The sequence below is a fragment of the Kribbella sp. NPDC048915 genome (genome assembly GCF_040649595.1).
Taxonomy (GTDB): domain Bacteria; phylum Actinomycetota; class Actinomycetes; order Propionibacteriales; family Kribbellaceae; genus Kribbella.
This window is the reverse complement of sequence record NZ_JBEZFT010000002.1, coordinates 25,373-52,026: the sequence shown is the minus strand read 5'-3', so window position 1 is coordinate 52,026 and position 26,654 is coordinate 25,373. Positions and strand designations below refer to the sequence as shown.

Sequence of the window (26,654 nt, the reverse complement as noted above, 5' to 3'; positions counted from 1 at the left end):
TGCGCGGATAGCCGGGGCAGTGGAAATGCGGGCCGGTGAAAGGGTCGGGCGGTGGAAGGGCCGGGCGGTGGAAGGGTCGGGCGGTGGATCGCAGGCATGATGATTAAGGTCGTTTACTATATATCGCGTGTACCATGCCTGGGTGAGCAAGACGCAGCGCTACGCCGGGTTCGCGCAGGTCCACGGCGCCCATCTCGACCCGGCGGACATGGATGCGGCGACCGGTCTGGTGCAGCTGTCCGGTCTCGTGCAGGGCATCATCGCCGCCGCGTCCGAGCGGCACGAGCTCACGCCGGTCCAGGCGAAACTGCTGTGCGTTCTGCTGGACGGACCCAAGGGGATGGCCGAGCTCGCCCAGTGCTTCGCGGTCGAGAAGGCGGCACTGACAGGTCTCGTGGATCGCGCCGAGAAACGCGGACTGGTCGAGCGGATCCCGGTCCCCGGCGACCGGCGGGCCGTGCGCGTCACGCCGACCGAGCACGGCCGGCGCGCGGCCAAGGCCTTTCACACCGAGGCCGACGGGAGTCTCAACGGGCTGATCGGGCACCTCGGCCCGGCCGATCGCGAGCAGTTCCGGGCGATCATGGCCGGTATCGTCGCGAGGTGCCGCACGTCACCATCCACGTCCTGAGCAAGCCGTAGGGCCGGGAGAGCGCTTACCCCTACGATCGAGGCGTGTCCACCCTGCTGAGTTCCTGAGATGTCCGCCGTCGTCGGCGCCTTCGCCGCACTGGTCGCCGTGGCCGTGCTCGGGTACGTCGTCGGCGTTCTCGGCGTACTGCGAGCGCAGGACGAGCTCGTGTTGTCCCGGCTGGCGTTCTACGTGGCGGGGCCGGCGCTGCTGTTCACCACCGTCGCACGGGCGGATCTCGGGACGATCTTCTCGGCTGTTCTGATCACGAACGTCGTGAGCCTGTTCGTCGTGCAGGTGGTGTTCCTGCTGATCGCGGTGGTGTTCTGGCGGCGCAGTAAGTCCCAGGCCACGATCGGTGTGCTCGCGTCGTCGTACGTCAACGCGGGCAACCTCGGCGTACCGGTGGCGGCGTACGTGCTCGGGGACGGTGCGCTGGTCGCGCCGATCGTGCTGTTCCAGGTGCTGATCATGGCCCCGGTCGCGTTCGCCGTACTGGACGGGGACCGGCAGGGGAGTGGGCGGCGGGTCGAACTGCGGACCGTGCTCTCGCGGCCTTTCCGCAATCCACTCACCGTCGCAACGCTGCTGGGCCTGGTCGTGTCGCTGGCCGGGGTGCCGCTGCCGGAGGTGGTCATGCGTCCGGTCGACCTGATCGCCGCTGCCGCGGTCCCGGTCGCGCTGATCGCGTACGGGCTGAGTCTGAGCGGCGGTACGAAGGACTCGATCACCGTACGGCGCGACGTCGTACTGGCTGTGGGGTTGAAGACCTTCGCCCAGCCCCTCGTCGCCTATGCGATCGCCCGCTGGGCCCTCGACCTCCACGGCGCCGCGCTCCTCGCCCCCACGCTCCTGGCCGCCCTCCCCAGTGCGCAGAACGTCTACGTCTACGCCGTTCACTACCGAGCCAGCCGAACCCTCGCCCGCAGCGCCGTCCTTCTCAGCACCCTGCTCTCGATCCCTACCATGATCCTGATCTCCGGCCTGCTCATCTGATTGAGCCCGGTGCCGGCGTGGGGCGGAGAAGACCACCAAGTGTGGCTGTCTTTCGTTGTCTTCTGCTAGTGCATGGCGCGGAACGCTTCTTCGGCGACGGGTTCCACCTGATCGACGCCGACGCCTTCGTTGGCGGACTGCGCGATGACGGTGAGGGTGTTGGAGCCGCGGTAGCACTGGGTCGGGAGGTTGCCGGCTGCCTCGATGCAGGTGGTGTTGTTGATCTTCTTCACCTTGTCCGGGCTCGCGCCGGAGTCCGCGACCACCTTGTCGATGTCCACGCGGCCGCGTAGCGCGATCAGGACGTAGAAGCGGTCACCTTCGAGGCTGCCGTACGCCTCGACCATCACCTTCTTGCCGTCGTTGATCCGGCTCAGCGCGTCCCGGGTCTGGTCGAGTTGCGCCTGACTGCGGATCTCCGGGTCGGTGATCCGATCCAGCCCCGCCACCTGCGCCGGCGGCGTGATCGCCCGCTCGGCGTTCAGCCGGCTCAACGGGCCCAGCCCCCACACGTACCCCACCACGGCGAGCGCCGCCAGCACCACCACAACCCCACCGACGGTGACCCAAGGCCCTCGAACCCCGAACCGCCGCTTCTGCCCACCCTTCCCACCATCGGCCTTGGCAGCGTCAGCCTTCGCACTGCCGGGCTTGGTGGCGTCGGCGTCGGTGATGTCGGCCTTCGTGTCGTCGGCCTTCGTGACGTCGGTCCTGGTGGAGTCGGGCGTCGTACCGCCGGGCTTGGTGGCGTCGGCGCTTGTACCAGCGGCCTTCCCCGGGTTGGTGTTCGCGGGCGGGACTGCGGGGAGTTCGGTGGTGTCGGCGCCCTGGTCGTGGGGATCCGCGGGGTTGGTGGGATCGCTCATCGGATGGCTCCTCGGACGTTCGGGGTCACCGGGTGCAGGATGCGGCTCGCCCCGATGCTTCCATACGCGGGCAAGCCGGTTTCCGCAGGTGCGGCTGATGCCCGCCTCCTCGGTGAGGAGACGGGCACCCGGCGGACAGCGATCAGAGCGTCGCGGCGACCTTCACGGTGTCGGAGTCATCGGCGTGCCAGACGATCTCGCCGGTGATCCGGCCGGCCGCGCGTAGGTCCGGCTCGGCGCGCTCGGCGAGTGCGAGCCGCGCCGCCGGGCCGGTGACCTCGACCTTGGAGACCTCGGTCTTCATCGAGACCTGCGCCTCGGACTTCGCCCCGCGGATCCCGGCGAGCACCTCGGACACCGCGTCCAGGACCTCCGGCTCCTGCTCCGCGACGGCCAGGTCACCGTCCGGCGTCGGCCACGAGGACACATGGATCGAACCCTCCTGCCACCACGACCAGACCTCCTCGGTCGCGAACGGCAGGTACGGCGCGAGCAGCCGGAGTTGGACCGACAACGCCACCGCGAGCGCGGCCTTGGCGGAGGCGGCCGCGGCGTCGCCCTGACCGCCGTACGCACGCTCCTTGACCAACTCGACGTAGTCGTCGCAGAACGTCCAGAAGAACCGCTCGCTGATCTCCAGCGCCCCGGTGTAGTCGTACCGCTCGAAGGCCGCGGTGGCGTCGGCGACGACCGTCCGCAGTTGCTGCAGCATCGCCAGGTCGACCGGCTCGGTGACCGCAGCCGGGTCCACGGTGGTCGCGCCGAACCCGAGCACGAACTTCGACGCATTCAGCACCTTGATCGCGAGCCGGCGCCCGACCTTCATCTGCGACTCGTCGAACGGCGAGTCCAGACCCGGCCGGGCCATCGCCGCGCGCCAGCGGACCGCGTCCGAGCCGAACTTGTCCAGGATCTCCGACGGGACGACCGCGTTGCCCTTGGACTTCGACATCTTCTTGCGGTCCGGGTCGACGACGAACCCGGAGATCATCGACCGGGCCCACGGGAGCGACCCGTTCTCGAAGTGCGCGCGGACGACGCGGGAGAACAGCCAGGTGCGGATGATTTCGTGGGCGTGCGTGTTCAGGTCCATCGGGAAGGTCCGGCGGAACAGGTCGTCGTCCCGCTCCCACCCGCAGACGATGTGCGGGGTCAGCGACGACGTCGCCCAGGTGTCCATCACGTCGGGGTCGGCCTCGAAACCGCCCGGCTTGCCGCGCTGCGACTCGTCGTACCCCCGCGGGGCCTGTGAGGTCGGGTCGATCGGCAGCTCGTCCTCGGACGGCAGCAGCGGGTGGTCGTAGTCCGGCTCGCCGTCCTGGTCGAGCGGGTACCAGACCGGGAACGGGACGCCGAAGTACCGCTGGCGGGAGATCAGCCAGTCGCCGTTCAGCCCCTCGACCCAGTTCAGGTAGCGGTGGCGCATGTGCTCCGGGACCCAGGCGAGCTCGTTGCCGCGCTCGATGAACTCCTGCTTGAGCGCTGCGTCCCGGCCGCCGTTGGTGATGTACCACTGCCGGGTGGAGACGATCTCGAGCGGCTTGTCGCCGTTCTCGTAGAAGTTCGCCATCCGCTCGGTCTTCTTCGGCTCGCCGTCCAGGTCGCCGCTCTCGCGCAGCTTCTGGACGATCAGCTCGCGGGCGCTGAACACGGTCTTCCCGGCGAGCTCGCCGTACAGCTCGGCGGAGCCCTCCAGCCAGGCCGGGGTGTCGCGCAGCAGCCGGCCGTCGCGGCCGATGACCGTGCGGACCGGGAGTTGCAGCTCGCGCCACCACTGGATGTCGGTCTGGTCGCCGAAGGTGCAGCACATGGCGATACCGGCGCCCTTGTCCATCTCGGCGGCCTCATGCGCCAGGACCGGGACCTCGACACCGAACAGCGGCGACTTCACCGTCGTCCCGAACAGGTGCTTGTAACGGTCGTCGTCCGGATGCGCGATCAGCGCGACACAGGCCGGGATCAGCTCCGGGCGCGTGGTCTCGATGTAGATCGGACCGTCGGTGCCGTGGAAGGCGACCCGGTGGTACGCACCTGGATACGGCCGGGCCTCCAGCTCGGCCTGCGCGACCGCGGTCTGGAACGTGACGTCCCACATCGTCGGCGCCTCGGCCAGGTACGCCTCGCCGCGGGCGAAGTTGCGCAGGAACGCGCGCTGCGACGTACGCCGGGAGTCCTCGGAGATCGTGGTGTACAGGTAGGACCAGTCGACGCTCAGGCCGACCTGCCGCCACATCGACTCGAACGCCTGCTCGTCGATGTGGGTGAGCTCACCGCACAGCTCGACGAAGTTCTGCCGGGAGATCGGGACCTGCTTCTTCGGGTCCGGCTTGGCCGGCGGAGTGAAGTCCGGGTCGTACGGCAGCGACGGGTCGCACTTGACGCCGTAGTAGTTCTGCACGCGGCGCTCGGTGGGCAGGCCGTTGTCGTCCCAGCCGATCGGGTAGAAGACCTTCTTGCCGCGCATCCGCTGGAAGCGCGCGATCAGGTCGGTGTGGGTGTAGCTGAAGATGTGCCCGACGTGCAGCGAGCCCGAGACCGTGGGCGGCGGGGTGTCGATGGAGTAGACATCGGCCCGCTCGGCGGTGCGGTCGAAGGCGTAGGTCTGCTGCTCCTTCCATACGGCAGCCCACTTCTCCTCGAGACCGTCGAGGCTGGGCTTGTCTGGAACGCGGGACGTCTGGCTCATGCGCACAATGTTAGTGGTTGTCAAGGGGTGCTCCCGACCGGTTATCCACACCCCCTCCTAGACTGGGTGCCCTGATGAGCGACCTCTCCTTCGCCGAGGTATCGGCACGGCTCCAGCAGCGCTGGCCGGAGCACAAGATCGAGCCCACCCTGGAGCGCGTCCGGCGGCTCGTCGAGCTGCTCGGCGATCCCCAGAAGGCCTACCCGGTGGTGCACCTCACCGGCACCAACGGCAAGACCTCGACGGCGCGGATGATCGACACCCTGCTCCGCGAGGCGGGCCTGCGGACCGGACGGTTCACCAGCCCGCACCTGGAGTCGGTCCGGGAGCGGATCACGCTGGACGGCGAGCCGATCAGCGAGGAGCGTTTCGTCGAGGCGTACGACGAGATCGCGCCGTACCTCGAGGTCGTCGACGCCGAGCAGGAGCACCCGCTGACGTTCTTCGAGGTGATCACCGCGATGGCGTTCGCGGTCTTCGCCGACGCCCCGGTGGACGTCGCGGTGATCGAGGTCGGCCTCGGCGGCAGCTGGGACGCGACCAACGTCGCCGACGGCACCGTCTCGGTGATCACCCCGGTCGCGGTCGACCACCAGCACCTGCTCGGGGCGGATCCGGCCACCATCGCGGGCGAGAAGTCCGGCATCATCAAGCCCGGCGGTACGGCGGTGATGGCGCAGCAGAGCCTCGACGTCTTCGAGATCCTGATCCGCCGGTCCGGCGAGGTCGGCGCGCAGGTCGCCCGCGAAGGGATCGAGTACGGCGTGGTCAGCCGCACGCTCGCGGTCGGCGGCCAGGTGGTGTCGATCAAGGGCCTCGGCGGCGAGTACGACGATCTGTTCGTCCCGTTGCACGGTGAGTACCAGGCGCACAACGCGGCCGGCGCGGTCGCGGCGGTCGAGGCGCTGCTCGGCGCCAGTCCGGAGACCGACGGGCGGGTCACCACCGAACTGCTGCAGGCCGGGTTCGACCAGGTCACCAGCCCGGGACGGCTCGAGGTGGTCCGGCAGAGCCCGACGATCGTCGTGGACGCCGCGCACAACCCGCACGGCGCCGAGGCGACCGCCGCCGCGGTGTCGGAGGCGTTCCAGTTCCAGCCGCTGATCGGCGTCCTCGGCTGTATGAAGGACAAGGACGTGTACGGCATCCTCGAGGCCTACGAGCCGATCATGGAAACCGTCATCTGCACCCGCAACAGCTTCGTCGAGCGGTCGATGCCGGCCGCCGAGCTGGGCGAGCTGGCCGCCGAGGTGTTCGGTGAGGAACGGGTGCTGGTCCGCCCGCACCTGATCGACGCGATCGACGACGCGATCCGGCTCGCCGAGGAGGAGGCGGTCGCGCTGGGCAGCGGCGGCGTCCTGATCACCGGCTCCGTGATCACCGCCGGTGAGGCGCGGGCGCTGCTGGTCCGCACGCCGAAGGACGCGAAGCCGTGAGATCGCTCGCCTCGATCGTGCTGGCCTTCGAGTCGATCGTCCTCGCGCTCGTCACCCCGGTGATGATCTCGGTGGCCGACGTCCGGCCGGCGGTCGCGATCCCGGTCTGCCTGGGGTTGTTCGTGCTCGCGCTGGTCGCGGCCGGTCTGCTGCGGTTCCGCGTCGGGTACGCCCTCGGCTGGCTGGTCCAGGTCGGTGCGGTCGGCCTCGGCTTCGTCGTACCGGTGATGTTCGTCCTCGGCGTCGCGTTCGCCGCCTTCTGGGTTGCCGCCATCGTGCTCGGCCGCCGGATCGAAGAGGCGAAGGCGGCCCATGAGGCATTAGGCTCGGCGGCCCCGAACAACACGAGAGAGAGTTGACAGATGTCGCAGCGCACCTTGGTCCTGCTGAAGCCCGACACGGTACGCCGTGGCCTGATCGGTGAGGTGCTGCGCCGGTTCGAGGCGAAGGGGCTGCGCATCGTCGCCATGGACCTGCGCACGATCGACGCGGACCTCGCCGACCAGCACTACGCCGAGCACGTCGAGCGCGACTTCTACCCGCCGCTGCGCGAGTTCGTCACCAGCGGGCCGCTGGTCGCCCTGGTGCTCGAGGGGGACGAGGCGATCGAGGTGGTCCGCGCGCTGAACGGCGCCACCGACGGCCGCAAGGCGGCTCCCGGCACCATCCGCGGCGACCTGTCGCTGTCGAACCGGGAGAACCTCGTCCACGGCTCCGACTCCGAGGAATCCGCCGCCCGCGAGATCAAGCTCTGGTTCCCCGACCTCCCCTGATGCGGGACTGTTGCCCGCGCCTGGGCGGGATCGACTCGACGTGGTGCTTCGGCGCTGAGACAGTTGGTCTGTAGGGGGTCGCTCGAGGCAGCCCGAACGCCTTGCGGCGTGGGGTTTTGCAGGTCGATGCGGACCGGGGGTGTTCGGGCCGATACGATACGTGCTTGGGCGGACGGGTCGTGTCGGTCCACGGGTTGCGCGTGGCAGCGTTTAGCCTGGCAGGGGACCGAGTGGGAGGTGCCGCGGTGGCGAACAGCATGCTGGGCCGCGACATGGCGGTCGACCTGGGGACGGCGAACACACTGGTGTACGTCCGCGGTCGGGGGGTTGTGCTGAACGAGCCGTCGGTGGTGGCGACACGCACCGACGAGCCGCAGGAGGCGGTCGCGTTCGGGCACGAGGCGAAGAAGATGATCGGGCGGACGCCGGGCAACATCACCGCGATCCGGCCGCTCAAGGACGGCGTGATCGCGGATTTCGACGCCGCCGAGCAGATGCTGCGGTACTTCATCCAGCGCGTGCACCGCCGGCGGTACTTCGCGAAGCCGCGGATCGTGGTGTGCGTGCCGTCCGGGATCACCGCGGTCGAGCAGCGCGCGGTCCGCGACGCCGGGTACATGGCCGGCGCCCGCAAGGTGTACATCATCGAGGAGCCGATGGCCGCCGCGCTCGGCTCGAACCTCGAGGTCCGGGACGCGACCGGGAACATGGTCGTCGACATCGGCGGGGGCACCACCGAGGTCGCGGTCATCTCGTTCGGCGGCATCGTCACCAGCCAGTCGATCCGGGTGGCCGGCGACGCCATCGACAAGGCGATCGTGAACTACTGCAAGAAGGAGTTCTCGCTGCTGCTCGGCGAGGCGACCTCGGAGCAGATCAAGATGACGATCGGGTCGGCGTTCCCGACCACCGACGGTCCGGAGAGCGAGATCCGCGGCCGGGACATGATCTCCGGCCTGCCGCGGACCGTGAAGGTGTCGTCGGCGGACATGCGGCAGGCGATCGAGGAGCCGATCACCGCGATCGTCGACGCGGTGAAGGCGACCCTGGACAAGACCCCGCCGGAGCTCGCCGGTGACATCGTCGACCGCGGCATCGTGCTGACCGGCGGCGGCGCGCTACTGAAGGGCATGGACGAGCGCCTGCGGCACGAGACCGGCATCCCGATCCACGTCGCGGAGAACCCGCTGGACGCGGTCGTGCTGGGCGCCGGCAAGTGTGTCGACAACATCGAGACCCTCAACCGCATCCTGGTCACCGACAACCGGCGCTGAGGTTCACCGATGCTCAAAGACCTCGGGGGCCCGTCGAGCCGGAGCAGCTCCGGCCGCGGCACGCCGGCGCGCAGTGCGTTCCGTTCGGCGGGGGAGACGCCGCTGCGTTCGGCCGGTACGCCGCGGGAGGTGCGCCGGCGGCGCTCGGTGCTCGCGCTCGTGGTGCTGGCCTGTTTCACGTTGATCGTGCTCGACGCCCGGCGTACGGCGGGGTCGCCGGTGGAGCCGTTGCGCGAGGGCGCGGCCGCCGTCTTCGGCCCGTTGGAGTCGACCGCGTCGTCGGCCCGGCAGCCTGTGGACAACCTTCGCGACCGCTTCGCGGAAATGGATAGGTTGAAAGCAGAGAACGAAAAACTGAAGAAGGACAACGAGGAACTGACCCGGCAGCTGAACACCAGCGACTACGCCCGTGCCCGGGCGCAGGAGCTGGACCGGCTGCTCAAGGTGGCACCGGAGTACACGGTGACCCCGGCCCGGGTGATCGGCATCGGCGGCGCGCAGAACTTCAGCCACACGGTGACGATCGACGCCGGGACGGCGGACGGCGTGCGTAAAGACATGACGGTGCTGAACGGGACCGGACTCGTCGGCCGGGTGGTGCGGGTCACCCAGGGCACGGCGACCGTGTTGCTGATCGGCGACCGCAGCTCGACCGTGGGCGGCCGGCTGAATGCGTCGATGGCGCTCGGTTTCGTCTCCGGACGGGGCGACGTGGCCGGCACCCTCGACTACAAGCTGATCGACCCGAAGGCGCGGCCGAAGGCGGGCGACCGGATCGTCACCTGGGGCTCGAGCGGCAACGCGCCGTACGTGCCGGGGGTGCCGATCGGCGTGGTCACGTCGGTGACGCCGAACCAGGGTTCCCTCGGGTCCACCGCGACCGTGAAGCCGTTCGTCGATCCGACCCGGATCGAGACCGTCGGTGTGGTGACCGGGCCGCCGGCCCGGCCGCCGCGCCAGCAGATCACCAACCAAGGAGGGGGGCGCTGACGTGACCGCAATCCGCATCTCCTTGGCTGCCCTGTTCCTGATGATCGCCGTCACCGTGCAGACCTCCGTGCTGACGAATGTCGCGGTCGCCGGGGTGATCTGTGACCTGACGCTGATCGTGGTGATCGCGCTGGCGCTGTCCCGCGGGCCGGAGTGGGGCGCGATCGCCGGGTTCACCGGCGGGTTGCTGCTCGATGTCGTGCCGCCCGCCGACCACACCGCCGGGCGCTGGGCGCTCGGCCTGGCGGTCGCGGGCTACGTCGCGGGCCTGATCCGGCGCGAGACCTCAGGTACACCGGTCGGGCCGCTCGGCGTCGCGCTGACCGTCGTCCTCGGGACGGCGATCTCCTTCTTCCTGTACTGCGCCACCGGCTCGCTGCTGCACGACCCGACGGTGGACTGGAGCGAGTTCGGCGTCCGCCTCGGCATTGCCGCGGGGTACGACGTGGTCGGCGCGATCGTGGTGATCCCACTGGTCATGTGGGTGCTGGGCCGGGTCAAGCCGGCCCGCGAGCGCCGCCGGGTCGCGCCATGAGCGAGCTCATCATCGGGCACAGTGCGTTTCGCCCGTCCGCGCCCGGAGCGAAGCGAGGCCGCGGATGAGCTGGGACGGATCCGAGGCGCCGCTGAAGGCCAGGCTGCGGTTGCTGGTGATCGGGGTGCTGGTCTTCTCGTTGATGTGCACGCTGTTCGGCCGCCTGTGGTACATGCAGGTGATGTCGAGCGACGACTACACCCAGGCGGCGACCCAGCAGCACATCCGCCAGGTGCTGGTCCCGGCCCCGCGCGGCACGATCGTCGACGCGCAGGGCCGCACGCTGGTCGGCAACCGGGTCTCGGTGATGATCACGGTCGACCGGTCCGTGCTCGCGAAGCTCCCCGAGTCCCAGCAGAACGCCGTCCTCAGCCGGCTCGCCAAGGTCCTCGGCCAGAAACCGAAGGACCTGAAGGCCCGCACGATGCTCTGCGGCGAGCCCGGCGCGTCGAAGCCGCCCGCCTGTTGGAACGGCACGCCGTACCAGCCGATCCCGGTTGCGAAGGACGTCAGTGAGCAGGTCGCGATCGAGGTGATGGAGCGCCGCGAGGACTTCCCCGGCGTCGCCGCCGACACGCAGACGCTGCGCGCGTATCCGTCGCCGTTCAAGGTGAACGCGGCACACATCCTCGGGTACCTGTCGCCGATCACCACCGAAGAGCTCGAGGACATGGACAAGGCCGGCGTCGACTCGGTCCCGCACCGGTCGGACCTGGTCGGCCGGGCCGGTGTCGAGCGGTCGTACGACAAGCTGCTCCGCGGCACTCCGGGTACCAAGGACATGATCGTCGACGCGGTCGGCTACACGACCGGCATCAAGAAGCAGACCGCACCGGTGCCGGGCGCCACGCTGGTCTCGACGATCGACGCGCGCATCCAGGCCGCGGTCGAGGCGCAGCTGAAGAACGCGATCATGACCGCGCGGAAGCAGACCGACCCGGTCACCCGCCGCAAGTACGTCGCGGACTCGGGCGCCGCGGTCGTGATGGACACCAAGACCGGCCGGGTCGTCGCGATGGCCAGCTACCCGACGTACGACCCGGGCGTGTGGGTCGGCGGCATCACCCAGAAGGAGCTCGACGCGCTGTACTCGTCGAAGTCCGGGATGCCGCTGGTGTCGCGCGCGTTGCAGGGCCAGCTGGCACCCGGGTCGACGTTCAAGCCGATCACCACGGCGGCCGCGATGAGCGCCGGGTACGGGCCGAACACCCGGCTGAACTGCTCGTCGTTCTTCGAGGTCGGCAACCGCAAGTTCAAGAACTACGAGTCCGCGTCGTACGGGACGATCAGCTTCGCCCAGGCGCTGGAGCTGTCCTGCGACACGTTCTTCTACCGGATCGCGTACGCCCTGTGGCTGAAGGAGGGCGGCAACTCCAGCGACATCAACACCCGCGACCCGCTGGTCGAGATGGCGAAGAAGTTCGGGCTCGGCAAGCCGACCGGCATCGACCTGCCCGGTGAGGTCAGCGGCCGGATCGCGGACCGGCAGTGGAAGAAGAAGTACTACGACTCGATGAAGGACTACTACTGCAAGCTCGCGGCGAATCCGCCGGCCGGGACCTCGGCGTTCCTGAAGCAGTTCTCCCGGGAGTTCTGTGTCGACGGCTACAAGTACCGCGCAGGTGACGCGGTGAACTTCGCGATCGGCCAGGGCGACACCACGCTGACGCCGCTGCAGCTCGCGACCGTCTACTCCGCCCTGTCGAACGGCGGCACGCTGTACGAGCCGCGGGTGATCCAGTCCTGGATCGGCGCGAACGGCAAGGCCCACGAGATCAAGCCGACCGTGCGGTCGAAGCTCCCGGTGCCCTCGAGCACCCTGCGGTACATCGACAACGCGCTGAAGGGCACCGCCAGGACCGGTACGGCGGCGTGGAAGTTCCAGGGTTTCCCGCTCGACAAGGTCCCGGTCCGCGCCAAGACCGGTACGGCCGAGGTCTACGGCAAGCAGACCACCTCCTGGCTGGCGACCTACACCGATCGGTACGCCGTGGTGATGATGCTCAGCCAGGCCGGTACGGGTTCGGGCGCCGGCGGTGACGCGGTCCGCAAGATCTACGAGACGCTCTACAACATCACGCCGGCGCCGCCGGCCGGCCAGGAAAAGCCGGAGCAGTGAGATGGCGCTGCTGACCCCGATCCGGACCAGGCCGCGGATGGACCGCCGGTCGACGGTGTGGCACGTCGACTGGGTGCTGGTCTTCGCCGTCGTCGCGCTGTCGTTCCTCGGTGCGATGCTGATCTGGTCGGCGACCCACAACCGGCGGACGCTGACCGACGGCAACCCGGACGCGTTCTTGTTCCGGCACGCGATGAACTTCGCGATCGGCCTGGTGCTCGCGGTCGGCGCCGCGATCACCGACCATCGCCGGGTCCGGATCCTCGCCCCGCTGCTGTACGTCGCCTCGGTGATCGGACTGATCCTGGTCCTGGTGCCCGGCGTCGGGTCGACGATCAACGGGTCCCGGTCGTGGATCCAGCTGCCGTTCATGTCGATCCAGCCGAGTGAGTTCGCCAAGCTCGCGGTGATCGTCGGGATGGCGCTGCTGATCGCGGAGAAGAGCGAGACCGATCGCCGCGAGGACGCCCGCACGATCGACGTCGCGCAGGCGATCGCGGTCGCCGCCGTACCGGTGGTGCTGGTGATGCTGCAACCGGACCTCGGCACGGTGATGGTGCTCGGGTCGATCGTGTTCGGGATCATCGCGGTGTCCGGCGTCCCGAAACGCTGGATGCTCGGCCTGCTCAGCGCGGGGGTGCTGATCGCGGCGATCGCGATCAAGCTGGAGGTGCTGAAGGAGTACCAGATCGCCCGCTTCACCGCGTTCATGAATCCGTCGTCGGACCCGCAGGGCATCGGCTACAACGTGAACCAGGCGCGGATCGCGATCGGCAACGGCGGCGTCTTCGGGCAGGGCCTGTTCCACGGCGGCCAGACCCAGAACGCGTTCGTCCCCGAGCAGCACACCGACTTCGTGTTCACGGTCGCGGGGGAGGAGCTCGGCCTGATCGGGGCCGGCGCGATCATCGTGCTGTTCGCGATCATCCTGTTCCGCGGGCTGCGGATCGCGGTGAACGCGCGGGACGCGTTCGGCCGGCTGGTGGCGACCGGGATCGTCTGCTGGTTCGCGTTCCAGTCGTTCGAGAACATCGGCATGACGCTCGGGATCATGCCGGTCACCGGTCTGCCGCTGCCGTTCGTGTCGTACGGCGGTTCCTCGATGTTCGCCTGTCTGCTCGCGGTCGGACTGCTGCAGAACATTCACCTCAGGTCCCACCGGTACTGACCCGCCTCGCCTGATCGGTCAGGTACGCTGCTCCCTGCTCGGCCCCCGCCCGGAGCTTCGGAAGGCCCCATGACCAGGTCCCCATCGATCACGCTGTCGATCACGCTCGCCGCTCTCCTGCTGTCGCTGACCGCCTGTGGCCAAGGCGACGACCAGCAAACCGCCGCGCCACCGGCCGTCACACCGACGCCGACCCCGAGCCCCACTGCCACGACCCCGGCCGCGCCCATCACCCGGACGAAGACCGAGCTGACCAAGGCGCTGCTCGAGCTCGCCGACCTGCCGGAGGGCTTCACCGAAGAAGACTCCGACGAAAACGCCGTTCGGTTCTCGGCGCCGACCAGCAGCTGCAAGGCGCTGATGAAGTACCTGAACGCCGCCGAGGCGAAGGGTGCCAAGGCGAGCGTGACGCGGTCGTTCAGCGGCGGTCCGGAAGGGCCGGACATCGACTACGGCCTGCACTCGATGGGCACCGCCGCGAAGGTCGAGGAGCTCCGCGAGTCGTACGCCGACGCGGTCGAGTCGTGCCCCAAGGTGACGCTGAAGACCGAGGGCGCCGGCAACACCTCGATGAAGGTTGAGACGATCACCGCCCCGCAGTACGGCTCGAAGCCGTTTGCCTTCCGGCTGACCGGTACGAGCGGGCCGAAGCGCGGCCTCGAGTACGTCGCGGTCGTCACCGGGGTGGACGACGTGACCTTGTCGGTGCGGATCCTGGCCGGTCAGGACCTCGAGCTCGACGCCGCCACCGAGGCGGCGTTCACCAAGGCGCGGAGCGTCGTACAGCCTGCCTGACGTCCGGCGTGACCGGCGTCACGCCCGGAGTTGTCACGTCGGCAGATCCGGTCGCCGTCGTGTTGTCATGGACGAGCGGATGGATTTCAGCAAGGTCTCGCCGGCCGGCTTCCGGGCCGTGTACGGCGTGGAGAACTACGTGCAGGGCAAGGTGGACCAGGAGCTGCTGCACCTGATCAAGGTCAGGGCGTCGATGCTCAACGGCTGCGCGTTCTGCCTGAACATGCACACGACGCACGCGTTGAAGGCCGGTGAGAGCACCGAGCGCCTGTTCGGGCTCGCGGCGTGGCGCGATTCGTCGTACTACGACGAGCGGGAGCGCGCCGCGCTGGCGCTGACCGACGCGGTCACGGTGCTCGAGCGCACCGGCGTACCGGACGACGTGTGGGACGCCGCCGTCCAGCAGTTCGGGGAGGAGGGGACGGCGAACGTGCTGCTCGCGATTGGGATGATCAACCTGTGGACCCGTCTCAACGTCGCGACCCGGAAGCAGCCCGAACCCGCGAGTTGATCCTCGAGGAGTACGCGTCGGCCCGCGGGATGCTCGCCGGGCTCGCCTACCGGTTGCTCGGCAGCTGGCACGACGCCGAGGACGTGTTGCAGGAGGCGTACGTGCGATGGTCCGCGGCCGACCGTGCCGACGTGACGGAGCCGCGCCGCTACCTGACCCGGGTGGTGACGCGGCTGTCCGTCGACGTCCTGCGCAGGCGGCAGGCGCGCCGCGAGAGCTACGTCGGCGAATGGCTGCCGGAGCCGGTGCCCGCGGACTCCTTCGACCTCGACGACGTGTCGATGGCGCTGCTGCACTTGATGGAACGGCTCACTCCGCCGCAGCGCGCGGTCTACGTCCTGCGGACCGCTTTCACCCTCCCGTACGACGAGATCGCCGAGATCCTCGACCGTACGCCGGAGGACTGCCGGCAACTGCACCGCCGGGCGATGCATGCCCTGGACAACGACCTGCCTCGCTATCGGCCGACGCCCGCCGAGCAGCGCCGACTGCTCGCCGACTTCGTGGCAGCGGCCCGTGACGGCGACCTGGCCCGGCTCGAGGCGTTGCTCAAGGACGACGTGGTCTCCTGGACCGACGGCGGCGGGCGCCGCCGGGCCGCGCGCAAACCGGTCATCGGCCGCGACAAGGTCGCCGCGTTCTTCACCCACATCTACGGTCAGGACGACGTGCTCAGCACGCCGGTCGAGCTCGCCACCGGTCCTGCGGTGAAGACGGTGATCGGCAGCGTCCCGCACGTCCTCACCGTCGATTCCGACGGCACCCGGATCACCGCCATCCGCGTGCTAGCGAACCCGGCGAAGCTGTCAGCGGTAGAGGGGTAGCGCTCCGGTGAGCGAGTCGATCGACCGGCGCGGGCCGTAGAGCGCGAGGCCGAGGTACTCGATGTCGCCGGGTTTGGTTCCGGACAGCGTGGCGGCCATCTCGTCGTAGGTGCGCGCCCGCTGGGCGACCTGGTGCATGTCGTGAATCGTGACGTCCGGGCGGGCCGCCGCCTGCGCGCGGAGGGTCCGCAGGTCGTCGGCGCGGAGGACCGGAATCGGGTACGCGCACATGCCGGTGTGGGGCGTGCCGGCCGCGTCGGCGGTGTCCGGGCCGACTGTGTCGCGGTGGTGGCTGCCCAGGCCGACGCCGAGCAGGGCAGCGGTGTTGAGGGCGACGCCGAGCGGCGCCTCGGTCGCGATGATCACGACCATCTTGTTCGTCTGCACGGCAGTCACGGTAGTTGTCTGAGCGGCCTCGGGTGACAATGACCGAACATCGTTCGGCGGATCTGCGAAACTGGGCCGCATGGACGAACTTGATACGGCGCTGCTGCGGATGCTGCAGAACGACGCCCGCCGGACCAACCGGGACATGGCCGCCGAGCTGAAGATCGCGCCGTCGACCTGCCTGGAGCGGATCCGCGGACTGCGCGAGCGCGGCGTGATCAGCGGGTACCACGCGACCGTCGACCTGAAGGCGATCGATCGGTCCACGCAGGCGATCATCTCGATTAAGCTCCGGCCGCAGGCGATGGCGGTGGCGACCGCGTTCCAGGCGTACGTGATGGACCTGCCGCAGACCCTGGACATGTTCATGGTCTCCGGGGGTGCGGACTTCCTCGCGCACGTCGCCGTCAAGGACACCGCGGCGCTCCGCGACCTGGTCCTCGCGCTCGCGAAACGCCAGGAGATCGCCGACATCCGCAGTTCCGTCGTCTTCGAGCACCATCGCCGGACGACGGTCCTGCCGCTGACCCCGCAGGACGTCGCGTGAGACCCGGGTGAGTTCCGAGTGAGTTCCGAGTGGGTTCCGAGTGGGTTCCGGGTGGGTTCCGGGTGAGTTCCGTAAGGTGAGGAGCATGCGACTCAACTACGTGGAGACCGGTCCTGCCGACGCGCCCGCCGTCCTGCTCGGGGCGTCGCTCGGCGCGGATCACAGCATGTGGGAGCCGCAGGTCGACGCGCTGTCGCAGCGGTTCCGCGTGATCGCGTTCGACCACCGCGGCCACGGCGGATCCGACGTACCCGAGGGGCCGTACACGTTCGACGACCTCGGCGGTGACGTACTGGGGTTGCTGGACACGCTCGAGGTCGAGCAGGCGTCGTACGTCGGCATCTCGCTCGGCGGCGCGCTCGGGCTGTGGCTCGCGCAGAACGCCCCGGACCGCTTCCACCGCATCGTCGCGATCTGCCCGCCGTCGAACCCGGCCGCGACCCCGGACGTCTGGACCGACCGCGCCGCACAGGTCCGCGCCGAAGGCACGAAAGCGATCGTCGACGCCACCCTCGGCCGCTGGTTCCTTCCCGAGTTCACCGACACCGAGCCGATCCGCCAGATGCTCCTGAACTGCCCCGCCGAGGGCTACGCGGCGTGCTGTGAGGCGCTCAGCACCCTCAACCTCCTCCCCGGCCTCGGCTCGATCACCGCCCCCGTCCTGCTGATCACCACCGACTCCGACGCCTCCGTCCCCGCCGAAACCGTCGTCCACCTGGCCACCGAGATCCCCGGCGCCCATCTCGAAGTCATCGAGAACGCCGCCCACCTCGTCACCTACTCCCACCCGGAGGTCGTCAACCCCCTCCTCCTCGCCCACCTCGCCTGAGAACCCCGCAGGGGCGTGCGGGCGGCTCGGACCGAGCGGATGCTGGTCTGCGGGCGGGTCGCGGTTAGGCTGGTAGGCGCTCTGATCGCTGACTGGAAGTGTTTATGACTGTCGAATCGCTGTTTCCGCGCCTGGAGGCGCTGCTGCCGAGTGTGCAGAAGCCGATCCAGTACGTCGGTGGGGAACTGAACTCGGTCAGCAAGGAGTGGGACGCGGTCAGTGTCCGATGGGCGCTGATGTACCCGGACGCGTACGAGGTCGGGCTGCCCAACCAGGGCGTCCAGATCCTGTACGAGGTGCTGAACGAGCGCGACCACATCCTGGCCGAACGGACGTACTCGGTCTGGCCGGACATGGAGAAGGTGATGCGGGAAAACGGCATCCCGCAGTTCACCCTGGACAGCCACCGGCCGGTGCGGGCGTTCGACGTGTTCGGGCTGTCGTTCTCGACCGAGCTCGGCTACACGAACATGCTGACTGCGCTGGACCTCGCCGGGATCCCGCTGCACGCGGTCGACCGCACCGACGAGGACCCGATCGTGCTGGCCGGCGGGCACGCCGCGTTCAACCCGGAGCCGATCGCGGACTTCATCGACGCCGCGGTGCTCGGTGACGGCGAGGAGATCGTGCTCGCGATCTCCGAGGTGATCCGGGAGTGGAAGGACGAGGGTCGCCCGGGCGGCCGCGACGAGGTGCTGTTGCGGCTGGCGAAGTCCGGCGGCGTCTACATCCCGAAGTTCTTCACCGTCGACTACCTGCCCGACGGCCGGATCCAGCGCGTCGTACCGAACCGTCCGGGCGTGCCGTTCCGGACCGCGAAGCACACGGTGATGGATCTCGACGCGTGGCCGTACCCGAAGAAGCCGCTGGTCCCGCTCGCCGAGACCGTCCACGAGCGGTACTCGGTGGAGATCTTCCGCGGCTGCACGCGCGGCTGCCGGTTCTGCCAGGCGGGCATGATCACCCGGCCGGTGCGCGAGCGCAGCATCACCACGATCGGTGACATGGTCGAGAACGGGCTGCAGCAGTCCGGGTTCGAAGAGGTCGGCCTGCTGAGTCTGTCGTCGGCCGACCACAGTGAGATCGCGGACGTCGCGAAGGGCCTCGGCGACCGGTACGAAGGCAGCAACGTCTCGCTGTCGTTGCCGTCGACAAGGGTCGACGCGTTCAACATCACGCTGGCCAACGAGTTTTCCCGCAACGGCCGGCGCAGCGGGCTGACGTTCGCACCCGAGGGCGGGTCGGACCGGATGCGCAAGGTGATCAACAAAATGGTCACCGAGGAGGACCTGATCCGCACCGTCGCGGCGGCGTACAGCCACGGCTGGCGGCAGGTGAAGCTGTACTTCATGTGCGGTCTGCCCACCGAGACCGACGAGGACGTGCTGGCGATCGCCGACCTCGCGAAGAAGGTCATCGCGACCGGGCGCGAGGCGTCCGGCCGACGCGACATCCGGTGCACCGTGTCGATCGGCGGGTTCGTGCCGAAGCCGCACACGCCGTTCCAGTGGGCCGCGCAGCTGGGCTCCGAGGAGACCGACGCGCGACTCGCGAAGCTCGGCGCGGCGATCCGCTCGGACAAGAACTACGCGAAGGCGATCGGCTTCCGGTACCACGACGGCAAGCCCGGCATCATCGAAGGCCTGCTGTCGCGCGGCGACCGCCGGGTCGGCCGCGTCATCGAAGCAGTCTGGCGCGACGGCGGCCGATTCGACGGCTGGAGCGAGCACTTCTCGTACGAGCGCTGGGTCGAGTGCACCGAGAAGGCCCTGGCCGACGAGCCCGTCGACCTCGCCTGGTACACGACCCGTGAGCGGGAGTACGCCGAAGTTCTGCCCTGGGACCACCTGGACTCCGGCCTCGACCGCGACTGGCTGTGGGAAGACTGGCAGGACGCCCTGGAGGAAGACGGCGCCATCGAGGTCGAAGACTGCCGCTGGACCCCCTGCTACGACTGCGGTGTCTGCCCCCAGATGGGCACCGAAATCCAAATAGGGCCGACCGGCAAGAAACTCCTCCCACTGTCCGTCGTCTGACCCCGCGCACCACCCGGCGAGCCCACCGCACTGCTCGGTGCGCTCACCGCACGGCCTGGTGAGCTCACCGCACCGCCCTGGCGAACTCGCTGCGCCGCCTGGTGCACTCACCGCACCGCCCCGGCGAGCTCACTGCGCCGAGGTACCGCGGCCGCGGGTGGATCCTGCGGGCCAACTCGAAGGCGTAACCCCTGGTGTTGGGGGGCTCTGCCGGTGTACGAGCAGAGAACCCCGGCACGAGCGGATATCCGGCTCTTGTGACTGATCCGTGGGCGGGTCGGAGTGACCGGGTCCGTGCCCGCGCTGTGCGACCGCGCTGTACGACCGCGCTGTACGGCCGTGCGCGTCCCCGCAGCCGAGGCACCTTGAGCTCCGACCGGGGACCGCGACCACCCATCCGGGACCGTGCAGCCCCGTCCGGGAAGGTGCAGCCCCGTCCGGGACCGTGCAGCCCCGTCCGGGACCGTGCGCCTCCGCCGGGACCTTGGACACCCGCCAGGGACCTTGGACACCCGCCAGGGACGTTGGACAAGCAATAACCTGTCCACACCCACCGCAACCTGTGCAAGCTTCCGTTTCAGCCCGGCGCGACGACTGGCGCGGGGTTATCCACTCGTACGCCGTGCCGCGGTCCAGGGAGTTCTTGGATTTCCACCGTGCGGGGACGCGCGCGGTCGTTCAGCGCGCGGTCGGTCAGCGCGGGCGCGGACTCGGTCACCCGGGCCCGGATCCACCCGCGGGTCGGTCACAAGTACCGGATATCTCGCCGGCGTGCGTGGCCTCGCGGCCGGCCTCCCCAAGCCTCGACCACCGGCCGAAGCGCGTGCCCAGGTCCAGTCCCGGTCACCACCCACATCGGTCACAAGAGCCGGATAACCCCCTGGCGTAGGAGACTCGCGGCCGGTGCTAGTTGCAGTGGTGGACGGGGGTGGGGGTGGTTTCGGTTTGGTTCTGCCAGTGGGCTACGCCGATGTAGTAGCCGCAGCCGGTGCCGCCGTCGAACCAGGCGGCGCCGCCGGAGTAGGCGTTGGTTTCGGCGACGGTGGTGAACGGGCCGTTCGCGGTGTCGCCCTTCTGCAGTTCGACGGTGACCTCGGTGACGCTGTTCGAGCAGCCTTCGAGGCCTACGCCGACGTACAGCATCAGGGCGCTGTAGCCGACCGAGTTGCCCGTCACCAGGTCGCACGCCTGGGTTCCGGCGGGTGCTGCCTGGGCGGGCGTTCCGAGTGCGAAGCCGGCGGCGGTCAGGGCGGTGGTGGCGGCGACGATCCCGGTGAGTTTCCGCATCTGTTCTCCTCGTGTGAGAAATTTACGGTGCGTAAGCAGAGTAGGGCACTCTGTTACGAACGTCCATCCCTGGAAACGCGCCGCGGACTGCGAGAGGTTCAGCAGGCTTCGATCGACGACAGCAGGACCTCGCCGAGGCTGAGGTCGGCCGCGCTGCGGAGGACGAGGTCCGCGTGCGCCACGGCGTCGGCGGTGACATACGGATTCGGTACGGCGACCGCGTACAGGCCGGCTGCTTGTGCGGCGGCGACGCCGTGGGCCGTGTCTTCGACGGCGATCGCCCGGCGGGCGTCGAGCCGTTCGAGCGCGAGTTTGTAGATCGCCGGGTCGGGTTTGTGGGTGTCGACCTCGTCGCCGGTCACGATCAGGTCGAACCAACCGACCGCGTCGACGCGCTCCAGATGGCCCCGAACCCAGGTGCGCGGCGAGCTGCTGGCGATGGCCACGGTGAGGCCGAGGTCGCGGGCAGCAGAAATCCATTCGCGGATCCCCGGCCGGAAATCGAGCGTCGCGTGCAGTCGCTCGCGATGGGCGAGGCGTCGCGCGTGGCTCTCGGCGTGGTCGAACCCGGAGCCAACGGCGGCAGCGAGGACGGCGTACCGGTCGTCGGTGATGTCGCCGCCGTGGTCGGGCCAGAACGTGTCGAGGTCGAGTTCGAGGCCGTGGTGAGCCCATTCGGCCTGCCAGCTCTCGACCATCGTGGTCTCGGTGTCCATCAGCAGACCGTCGAAGTCGAACACGATCGCCTCGACGTCGATCGGTACGAGTCGTGTCGCGAGCCGGTGGATCTGCGCAGGGCTCAGCCCGAGCCAGGACAAGTACGCCCGCACACCGCCGAGGTCGTCCAGATGATCGAGCGAGCCAAGGATCGTCTCAGGACGCGTCCGCCCGAACTCGGGTCCGTCCTGGGTGCCGAGGTGGACCTCGCTGACCGCGTAGTCGGCGGCGATCACGTCCCGCGGTACGCCGACCAGGTCGAGCAGGATCGCGATCGTCAGGCCGGTCCGGTCCTTGCCCGCCTTGCAGTGCACCACGATCGGGCGATCCGCCGGCGCGGCGGCGATCGCGGCGAAGACCTGTCGGATGTGCGCGGCGTTCCGCGTCAGGCTGTTGCGGTACACGTCGAGCAGCCGTGGCTCCGCCTCCGCGTCGCGGAACCGCTCGGCTTGCGGATCGATCCATGGGATCCGCCGGTACGCCGGTGCGCCGTCGAGCGGATGGGGTTGCGTCAGCTCCCACTCCGAGCGCAGATCGAGCACCAACCCGGCGTCGAGGGCAACGAACTCGTTGCTCAACTCGAACAGAGCGTCGGTTCGGATCAAGGCACCTGACCGGGTTGGCACGCCGTACCGGGTCGGGAGCCCGCCCACGTCGCGTGCGTTCGGGCTCCACATGCCGGTCAGTCTAGACGGTGCTCCCCGGCGCAGTGTCTCGATGATGTGGCGCGGGCCGGATGTCCGGCGACGCGATCCGGTCAGCCGGAAGGTACTCGGTGATCTCGGAGTCGCCGGCCTCGTACTGAACCAGTCCCTGCCAGCCGCTCGGGCTGTGCTCGCGGCCGATCAGCCACCCGCGCTGCCAGCCGGTTGCCGTCAGCACCATCACGTGCCCCGGAAGCGCGAAGCCGCGCAGCGCCCAGATCTCGTGGACGCCGGCGCTCCGAACCTGCTGGTCTCTGCTCCAAGCGGCAGGCTTCCCAGCGTGAAAAGTGGTGGGACTCATGTCAACACGACCCCGCCCAATGACTCGAATTCGTGCCAGGTGCCGTCGAAAGCCTTGTGCAGAAGGGCCGCGTCGGTGCCGACCGCGAAGACGTCGATGTGGCCGGGGCCCCACGACACGACGGAACCGGCCGGGCGTGGGCGGCGGCGCGCGGCCGCAGGTTCCAGCCAGCCGGCGAGCGCGGCGATGTTCATCCGCAGGATCTCGGTGGCGAACGACCAGTCGACGAAGGTCAGGAGGTCGTTCGCGGAGTGGATGTTGCCATTGGCGCTGTCCCCGCCCTCGATCGTCAGGACCGCCGGCATGCCTGCGGTGATGAACGGGACGTGGTCACTCGCGAACGGATTCAGTGACGTCTCGACCTGCAGACCGGTGTACGTCGCGGCCGCGGTCGATAGCGCAGCGATCTGACCGGTCGACACCTGGGCGCCCTCGAGCAGAACGGTCGGGGTCGCGGTGTTCCGGGTACCAATCATGTCCATGTTCAGTACGGCGCGTACCCGGGTCCGCTCGGCCGGCGGCAGCGTCGCGACGTACTGCTTGCTGCCGAACAGGCCCTGCTCCTCGCCGCCGAACAGGATCAACCGGATGTCGTGCTGCCAGGTCTTCGAGGCCAGCAGTCGCCCGAGCTCGAGGACGCCGGCCGAGCCACTGCCGTTGTCGTCGGCACCCGGAGCCGCGGCGCCCGTACCGCCGGAGAGATTGACCGAGTCAAGATGGGCGGTGACGATCACGAGACCGCGATTCGTACCGGCCCCGGTCCGGTCCGCGATCAGGTTGGCCGACTGCCCGGCCCCGACAGTGATCGGCATCCGTGTCGTTTGGTAGCCGAGGGCAACGAGGCGATCGTTGGCGAAGTCGATGGCCTGCGTGAACGTGGTACTCCACGAGTGCCGGGTCGGGAGGTTCGCCAGCCAGGTCAGGTCGCTCTGGTACGACGCCGTGGAAACGTCGGCGGCCAACTCCGCGACGTACGGGTCGGACCGTGCGGGCGCGGCGACCGGGATGTCGACCACCTTCGTGCCGGCCCGCAACGGCTCGATCCGCCAGCAGTTGTTCGAGCGCCGCCGCGGCTTGTCGGCGGCCGAGATGACCAGGTGCCGACCGTGGTCGAGGAGCGGTGTGACGTCCGGGAACTCGTTCTGGAAGCTGCGGCCCATCTGCGTGACGAGCAGCAGACCGGGCGCGGTCCGCGATGCCCGTCCGAGCCGTTGGTCCGCGGGTGCCCAGAGCAGCGTCTTGTCCCCGAAGCGCGCCGACCTCGCGCCGCCGGCAGCGTCCGCGGTCGGTACGACGAGATAGCGCACTGGTCCTGTGCTCATGAGTTCATCCCCAAGCGATTTCGAGCCGATCGGGTGCAACCGAGACGACGCGCCCGGACTCGCCAGTACTCCGGGTCAGGCGGCCGGTGGCGTCCCACCGGCCGACCGGTCCGGCAACGGGTGCGTCGCCCCGGCCGATCAGCAACTCGACGAGCGTGCCGTCGGCGCGGATCTCCACCCCCCGCCGGCCGCGGGCCGGCGGGAAGGCGAAGTTCTCGCGGCGATAGACGCTGATGCCGTCGTGGTCCTCCTCGACGGAATGCGTCCAGCGTCCGGTCGGAGGCGCGGTCAGAGCTGGACCTCCTGCCCGATCGCGGCGGGCGTCTCGGGGATCGTGACCTTGAAGTCGCTGATCACGCCGCCGAGTGCTTCGTACCCGGTGACCGACGGTCCCCAGGCCGAGCCGTCCCACCACTTGTGGTACAGCTGCTTGTCGGTGCCGGTGACGAACACGTCGAGCCGGTTCGCGTCCCACGAGACCACGCGCGGCTCGTCGGTGCAGATGCCACCCATGTACTCGTACCCGGTGACCGACGGCCCCCACGCGGACCCGTCCCACCACTTGTGGTACAGCGCGGAATCGGTGCCGAGCAGGAACACGTCGAGCCGGTTCTCGCCCCACGACACCACGGTCGGCGCCGTCGTACAGACACCGCCCATGTACTCCCAGTCCGACCACGACGCGCCGTCCCACCACTTGTGGTACAGCGCCGAATCGATGCCGATGACAAACATGTCGAGCCGGTTCGCACCCCAGGCGACCACCCGCGGCGGCGACGCGCAGATCCCGCCGAGGTACTCGTAGCCGTTCCAGGACGAGCCGTCCCACCACTTGTGGTAGACCGCGTTGTCGGTGCCCAGCACGAACACGTCGAGTCGATCGGAGCCCCAGGCAACGACTTCGGGCGGGCTCATGCAGATCCCGCCGAGGTACTCGTAGCCGTTCCAGGACGAGCCGTCCCACCACTTGTGGTACAGCGCGCGATCGGTCCCGATCACGAACGCGTCCAGCCGGTCCGGACCCCAGGTCGCCACCCGCGGCGGACTCATACAGATGCCGCCGAGGTACTCGTAGCCGTTCCAGGACGAGCCGTCCCACCACTTGTGGTACAAGGCGTGGTCGGTGCCGAGGACGAACGCGTCCAGCCGGTTCGGCGCCCAGGACGCGACTTCAGGAGCGCTCATGCAGATCCCACCCAGGTTCTCGTAGCCCGCGACGGACGGTCCCCAGGCCGATCCGTCCCACCACTTGTGATACATCGCCAGGTCGGTGCCGAGCACGAACGCGTCCAGCCGGTTCGCGCCCCAGGCGACCACCGACCCGGCCGGTTCCGGTGTGCCCTCGGCCGCGCCGAACTCCGGCAGGTCCTTGCGGACCGTGTCCAGGCAGGCGTGCATCCGCTCCACCTGTCCGGCGGTGAACATCACCATGCCGCGGTCGTCGGTGTAGTCCATGTAGTCGTAGAACAGGTCGCCGTTCGGCCCGTTGCTGCAGGTCACGTGCGGGAACGTCGGTACGCCGAAGTTCGGGCCGGCCTGGTTCGGGGTGTCGGCGCACTCGTCGCTGCCGCTGCAGCCGGTACCGTCGTCGCCCCAGATGTGGAACAGGTTCAGGTAATGCCCGATCTCGTGCGTCGTCGTCCGCCCGAGGTCGAACGGCGCCGCCGCCGTACCGGTGGTGCCGAACCCGCTGTGCAGGATCACGACGCCGTCGGTCTCGGCCGGTCCGCCGGGGAACTGTGCATACCCGAGCAGGCCGCCGCTGAGCTGGCAGACCCAGATGTTCAGGTACCGGTCCGTCGGCCACGGGTCGATACCGCCGGTCGCCGAGGACTTCACCCGGTCGTCGGTGCCGAAGCCGGTGACACTGGTCTGGGTCCGGGTGACGCCGTTGGTCGGGTTGCCGTTCGGGTCCTCGGTGGCCAGGAAGAACTCGATCCGCGAGTCCGCGATCAGGCCGCTGAACGCACTCGGCACGATGCTGGTGTCCGGGTTCGTGGCGCGGAAGTCGCGATTCAGGACCTCGATCTGACTGTCGATCTGGGCCTGCGAGATGTTCTGGGCGTTGGTGTTCCAGACGACGTGGACGACGCACGGGATGCGCGCGATGCCGCTGAACCGCTCGTGCCGGGCGACGTAGTCCATCGTCGCGGTCTCGAGGGCGGACCGCGCCGCGGCGTACTCGGCGGACGTCGTCAGCAGGCGCCGGTGCACGTCCATCACACCGCACTGGCGGCGGTTCGGGAGTTCGGTTCCGCCGGAGTCGCCGCTCATGCCGGCACCTCCCGGTCGGCCGCTCATCCCGGCGCCGCTCATGCCGCCGCCTTGGCCACTCATGCCGCCTTGGCCGCTCATGCCGGCGCCTTGGCCGCCGCTCATGTTCGCGGCCGGCGAGCCGGGGCTGTTCATGCCCGCGGCGGGTGACCCGGGGCTGTTCATCCCGGCGGCAGGTGATCCGCTCCCGCTCATGTTCGCCGTACCGCCATCTGCACCGCTCATCGCGGACGTCGGCATCCCGCCCGCCGCCGATGGCCCGGCGGAATGCCCGTTCGGCTCGGTCGACGCGGTCTCGCCCGGCATCCGGTGCTCGTCACGGTGCTTGTCCGCTCGCCCGTTGGCCTTCCTCGGCATCTTTCCCCCTTCCGCGGGGGCACCCGAGCAGGGCGGCGGCTCGCCGAACCGAGGAGACACCCCCAGCACGCTCTCGACCGAAGGCGGACCGGCCGCCTTCCCCCACCGAACAGTAGGCCCCCAAAGTCAGCTGCTCTACGCATCACGATCCGCCGCTCACCGCCCGCGCACAACCCTTCGCACCCCGGCACTCAACTTCGCCCGAACCCCTTGTACCGTTGCCCACTTTCAAGCACTTGCTCGCCGTCGATCTGAATCGCTGACGTACGACGCCGCGGGGATCCACGCG

24 protein-coding genes are annotated in these 26,654 nt (G+C 69.2%); 16 read left to right on the top strand and 8 right to left on the bottom strand.

Going from position 1 to position 26,654, the window contains the following annotated elements; translation table 11 throughout:
* The first annotated feature begins 142 nt into the window (after positions 1-142).
* The gene (locus AB0B82_RS01380) at positions 143-631 is read left to right on the top strand and encodes a MarR family transcriptional regulator (RefSeq protein ID WP_360161197.1); all 489 of its coding nucleotides are present in this window, start codon (positions 143-145) and stop codon (positions 629-631) included.
* 69 nt (positions 632-700) lie between these two features.
* A complete protein-coding gene (locus AB0B82_RS01375) occupies positions 701-1,627 on the top strand; it encodes an AEC family transporter (protein ID WP_360161195.1) in 927 nt (308 codons plus the stop codon).
* Between the two features lie 65 nt (positions 1,628-1,692).
* Here AB0B82_RS01375 and AB0B82_RS01370 read toward each other — a convergent pair whose 3' ends face one another.
* Together AB0B82_RS01370 and valS are read right to left on the bottom strand one after the other, a co-directional pair.
* Positions 1,693-2,493: a hypothetical protein gene (locus AB0B82_RS01370; RefSeq protein ID WP_360161193.1), complete on the bottom strand. Its 801-nt coding sequence runs from the start codon at positions 2,491-2,493 to the stop codon at positions 1,693-1,695.
* 142 nt (positions 2,494-2,635) lie between these two features.
* Positions 2,636-5,179 (bottom strand): valine--tRNA ligase, encoded by a 2,544-nt coding sequence (gene valS / locus AB0B82_RS01365; RefSeq protein ID WP_360161191.1) that lies wholly within the window; start codon positions 5,177-5,179, stop codon positions 2,636-2,638.
* Positions 5,180-5,253: 74 nt separating this feature from the next.
* Between valS and AB0B82_RS01360 the strand changes: the two genes are divergently transcribed.
* The 11 genes from AB0B82_RS01360 (at position 5,254) to AB0B82_RS01310 (ending at position 15,604) form a co-directional block, all read left to right on the top strand.
* On the top strand, positions 5,254-6,615 hold the full coding sequence (locus tag AB0B82_RS01360; protein WP_360161189.1) for a folylpolyglutamate synthase/dihydrofolate synthase family protein: 1,362 nt from the start codon (positions 5,254-5,256) through the stop codon (positions 6,613-6,615).
* The gene (locus AB0B82_RS01355; RefSeq protein ID WP_360161187.1) at positions 6,612-6,974 is read left to right on the top strand and encodes a DUF4233 domain-containing protein; all 363 of its coding nucleotides are present in this window, start codon (positions 6,612-6,614) and stop codon (positions 6,972-6,974) included. The genes AB0B82_RS01360 and AB0B82_RS01355 overlap by 4 nt, the downstream gene beginning before the upstream one ends.
* Positions 6,975-6,977: 3 nt before the next feature.
* Positions 6,978-7,388 (top strand): nucleoside-diphosphate kinase, encoded by a 411-nt coding sequence (ndk, locus tag AB0B82_RS01350; protein ID WP_360161185.1) that lies wholly within the window; start codon positions 6,978-6,980, stop codon positions 7,386-7,388.
* A gap of 257 nt (positions 7,389-7,645) precedes the next feature.
* On the top strand, positions 7,646-8,662 hold the full coding sequence (locus AB0B82_RS01345; protein WP_360161547.1) for a rod shape-determining protein: 1,017 nt from the start codon (positions 7,646-7,648) through the stop codon (positions 8,660-8,662).
* Positions 8,663-8,671: 9 nt separating this feature from the next.
* Positions 8,672-9,652, top strand: coding sequence for a rod shape-determining protein MreC (mreC, locus tag AB0B82_RS01340; RefSeq protein WP_360161183.1), 981 nt, complete (start codon positions 8,672-8,674; stop codon positions 9,650-9,652).
* 1 nt (position 9,653) lies between these two features.
* Complete coding sequence (gene mreD, locus AB0B82_RS01335) at positions 9,654-10,187, top strand: rod shape-determining protein MreD (RefSeq protein ID WP_360161181.1); 534 nt, start codon at positions 9,654-9,656, stop codon at positions 10,185-10,187.
* Between the two features lie 64 nt (positions 10,188-10,251).
* The gene (gene mrdA / locus AB0B82_RS01330; RefSeq protein WP_360161179.1) at positions 10,252-12,306 is read left to right on the top strand and encodes a penicillin-binding protein 2; all 2,055 of its coding nucleotides are present in this window, start codon (positions 10,252-10,254) and stop codon (positions 12,304-12,306) included.
* A gap of 1 nt (position 12,307) precedes the next feature.
* Positions 12,308-13,474, top strand: coding sequence for a rod shape-determining protein RodA (gene rodA, locus AB0B82_RS01325; RefSeq protein ID WP_360161177.1), 1,167 nt, complete (start codon positions 12,308-12,310; stop codon positions 13,472-13,474).
* Positions 13,475-13,543: 69 nt separating this feature from the next.
* Positions 13,544-14,269 (top strand): hypothetical protein, encoded by a 726-nt coding sequence (locus tag AB0B82_RS01320; protein ID WP_360161175.1) that lies wholly within the window; start codon positions 13,544-13,546, stop codon positions 14,267-14,269.
* Between the two features lie 67 nt (positions 14,270-14,336).
* A complete protein-coding gene (locus AB0B82_RS01315; RefSeq protein WP_360161173.1) occupies positions 14,337-14,780 on the top strand; it encodes a carboxymuconolactone decarboxylase family protein in 444 nt (147 codons plus the stop codon).
* On the top strand, positions 14,729-15,604 hold the full coding sequence (locus tag AB0B82_RS01310) for a sigma-70 family RNA polymerase sigma factor (protein ID WP_360161171.1): 876 nt from the start codon (positions 14,729-14,731) through the stop codon (positions 15,602-15,604). The genes AB0B82_RS01315 and AB0B82_RS01310 overlap by 52 nt, the downstream gene beginning before the upstream one ends.
* Here the strand turns inward: AB0B82_RS01310 and AB0B82_RS01305 are convergent.
* Complete coding sequence (locus AB0B82_RS01305; protein WP_360161169.1) at positions 15,587-15,991, bottom strand: DUF2000 domain-containing protein; 405 nt, start codon at positions 15,989-15,991, stop codon at positions 15,587-15,589. The two genes, AB0B82_RS01310 and AB0B82_RS01305, sit on opposite strands and share 18 nt — an antisense overlap.
* A gap of 79 nt (positions 15,992-16,070) precedes the next feature.
* On the opposite strand from AB0B82_RS01305, the gene AB0B82_RS01300 reads away from it, so the two are divergent.
* From AB0B82_RS01300 to AB0B82_RS01290, 3 genes are all read left to right on the top strand, one after another.
* Positions 16,071-16,538 (top strand): Lrp/AsnC family transcriptional regulator, encoded by a 468-nt coding sequence (locus AB0B82_RS01300; RefSeq protein WP_360161167.1) that lies wholly within the window; start codon positions 16,071-16,073, stop codon positions 16,536-16,538.
* A gap of 85 nt (positions 16,539-16,623) precedes the next feature.
* On the top strand, positions 16,624-17,367 hold the full coding sequence (gene pcaD, locus AB0B82_RS01295; protein WP_360161165.1) for a 3-oxoadipate enol-lactonase: 744 nt from the start codon (positions 16,624-16,626) through the stop codon (positions 17,365-17,367).
* A 104-nt stretch (positions 17,368-17,471) separates the two neighbouring features.
* The gene (locus AB0B82_RS01290) at positions 17,472-19,403 is read left to right on the top strand and encodes a TIGR03960 family B12-binding radical SAM protein (RefSeq protein ID WP_360161164.1); all 1,932 of its coding nucleotides are present in this window, start codon (positions 17,472-17,474) and stop codon (positions 19,401-19,403) included.
* Between the two features lie 906 nt (positions 19,404-20,309).
* Here AB0B82_RS01290 and AB0B82_RS01285 read toward each other — a convergent pair.
* The 5 genes from AB0B82_RS01285 to AB0B82_RS01265 all read right to left on the bottom strand — a co-directional run bounded on the left by AB0B82_RS01285 (position 20,310) and on the right by AB0B82_RS01265 (position 26,365).
* Positions 20,310-20,690 (bottom strand): hypothetical protein, encoded by a 381-nt coding sequence (locus AB0B82_RS01285; protein WP_360161162.1) that lies wholly within the window; start codon positions 20,688-20,690, stop codon positions 20,310-20,312.
* A 98-nt stretch (positions 20,691-20,788) separates the two neighbouring features.
* Positions 20,789-22,084 (bottom strand): HAD-IA family hydrolase, encoded by a 1,296-nt coding sequence (locus tag AB0B82_RS01280; RefSeq protein ID WP_360161160.1) that lies wholly within the window; start codon positions 22,082-22,084, stop codon positions 20,789-20,791.
* A 10-nt stretch (positions 22,085-22,094) separates the two neighbouring features.
* Positions 22,095-22,412 carry a hypothetical protein gene (locus AB0B82_RS01275; protein ID WP_360161158.1) on the bottom strand — a complete coding sequence of 106 codons (318 nt, stop codon included), beginning with the start codon at positions 22,410-22,412 and terminating at the stop codon, positions 22,095-22,097.
* Positions 22,409-23,734, bottom strand: a complete 1,326-nt coding sequence (locus AB0B82_RS01270; protein ID WP_360161155.1) for a M20/M25/M40 family metallo-hydrolase — start codon at positions 23,732-23,734, stop codon at positions 22,409-22,411. The genes AB0B82_RS01275 and AB0B82_RS01270 overlap by 4 nt, the downstream gene beginning before the upstream one ends.
* A gap of 288 nt (positions 23,735-24,022) precedes the next feature.
* On the bottom strand, positions 24,023-26,365 hold the full coding sequence (locus AB0B82_RS01265) for a M43 family zinc metalloprotease (RefSeq protein ID WP_360161153.1): 2,343 nt from the start codon (positions 26,363-26,365) through the stop codon (positions 24,023-24,025).
* Positions 26,366-26,654: the final 289 nt, after the last annotated feature.

Coding starts and splice junctions, on each gene's coding strand:
- AB0B82_RS01280 (WP_360161160.1), bottom strand. CDS start 22,084: ATGTGGAGCCCGAACGCACGCGACGTGGGCGGGCTCCCGACCCGGTAC.
- AB0B82_RS01345 (WP_360161547.1), top strand. CDS start 7,646: ATGCTGGGCCGCGACATGGCGGTCGACCTGGGGACGGCGAACACACTG.
- AB0B82_RS01300 (WP_360161167.1), top strand. CDS start 16,071: ATGGACGAACTTGATACGGCGCTGCTGCGGATGCTGCAGAACGACGCC.
- ndk (WP_360161185.1), top strand. CDS start 6,978: ATGTCGCAGCGCACCTTGGTCCTGCTGAAGCCCGACACGGTACGCCGT.
- AB0B82_RS01270 (WP_360161155.1), bottom strand. CDS start 23,734: ATGAGCACAGGACCAGTGCGCTATCTCGTCGTACCGACCGCGGACGCT.
- mrdA (WP_360161179.1), top strand. CDS start 10,252: ATGAGCTGGGACGGATCCGAGGCGCCGCTGAAGGCCAGGCTGCGGTTG.
- AB0B82_RS01275 (WP_360161158.1), bottom strand. CDS start 22,412: ATGAGTCCCACCACTTTTCACGCTGGGAAGCCTGCCGCTTGGAGCAGA.
- mreC (WP_360161183.1), top strand. CDS start 8,672: ATGCTCAAAGACCTCGGGGGCCCGTCGAGCCGGAGCAGCTCCGGCCGC.
- rodA (WP_360161177.1), top strand. CDS start 12,308: ATGGCGCTGCTGACCCCGATCCGGACCAGGCCGCGGATGGACCGCCGG.
- pcaD (WP_360161165.1), top strand. CDS start 16,624: ATGCGACTCAACTACGTGGAGACCGGTCCTGCCGACGCGCCCGCCGTC.
- AB0B82_RS01265 (WP_360161153.1), bottom strand. CDS start 26,365: ATGCCGAGGAAGGCCAACGGGCGAGCGGACAAGCACCGTGACGAGCAC.
- AB0B82_RS01290 (WP_360161164.1), top strand. CDS start 17,472: ATGACTGTCGAATCGCTGTTTCCGCGCCTGGAGGCGCTGCTGCCGAGT.
- AB0B82_RS01360 (WP_360161189.1), top strand. CDS start 5,254: ATGAGCGACCTCTCCTTCGCCGAGGTATCGGCACGGCTCCAGCAGCGC.
- AB0B82_RS01375 (WP_360161195.1), top strand. CDS start 701: ATGTCCGCCGTCGTCGGCGCCTTCGCCGCACTGGTCGCCGTGGCCGTG.
- AB0B82_RS01285 (WP_360161162.1), bottom strand. CDS start 20,690: ATGCGGAAACTCACCGGGATCGTCGCCGCCACCACCGCCCTGACCGCC.
- AB0B82_RS01370 (WP_360161193.1), bottom strand. CDS start 2,493: ATGAGCGATCCCACCAACCCCGCGGATCCCCACGACCAGGGCGCCGAC.
- valS (WP_360161191.1), bottom strand. CDS start 5,179: ATGAGCCAGACGTCCCGCGTTCCAGACAAGCCCAGCCTCGACGGTCTC.
- AB0B82_RS01320 (WP_360161175.1), top strand. CDS start 13,544: ATGACCAGGTCCCCATCGATCACGCTGTCGATCACGCTCGCCGCTCTC.
- AB0B82_RS01315 (WP_360161173.1), top strand. CDS start 14,337: ATGGACGAGCGGATGGATTTCAGCAAGGTCTCGCCGGCCGGCTTCCGG.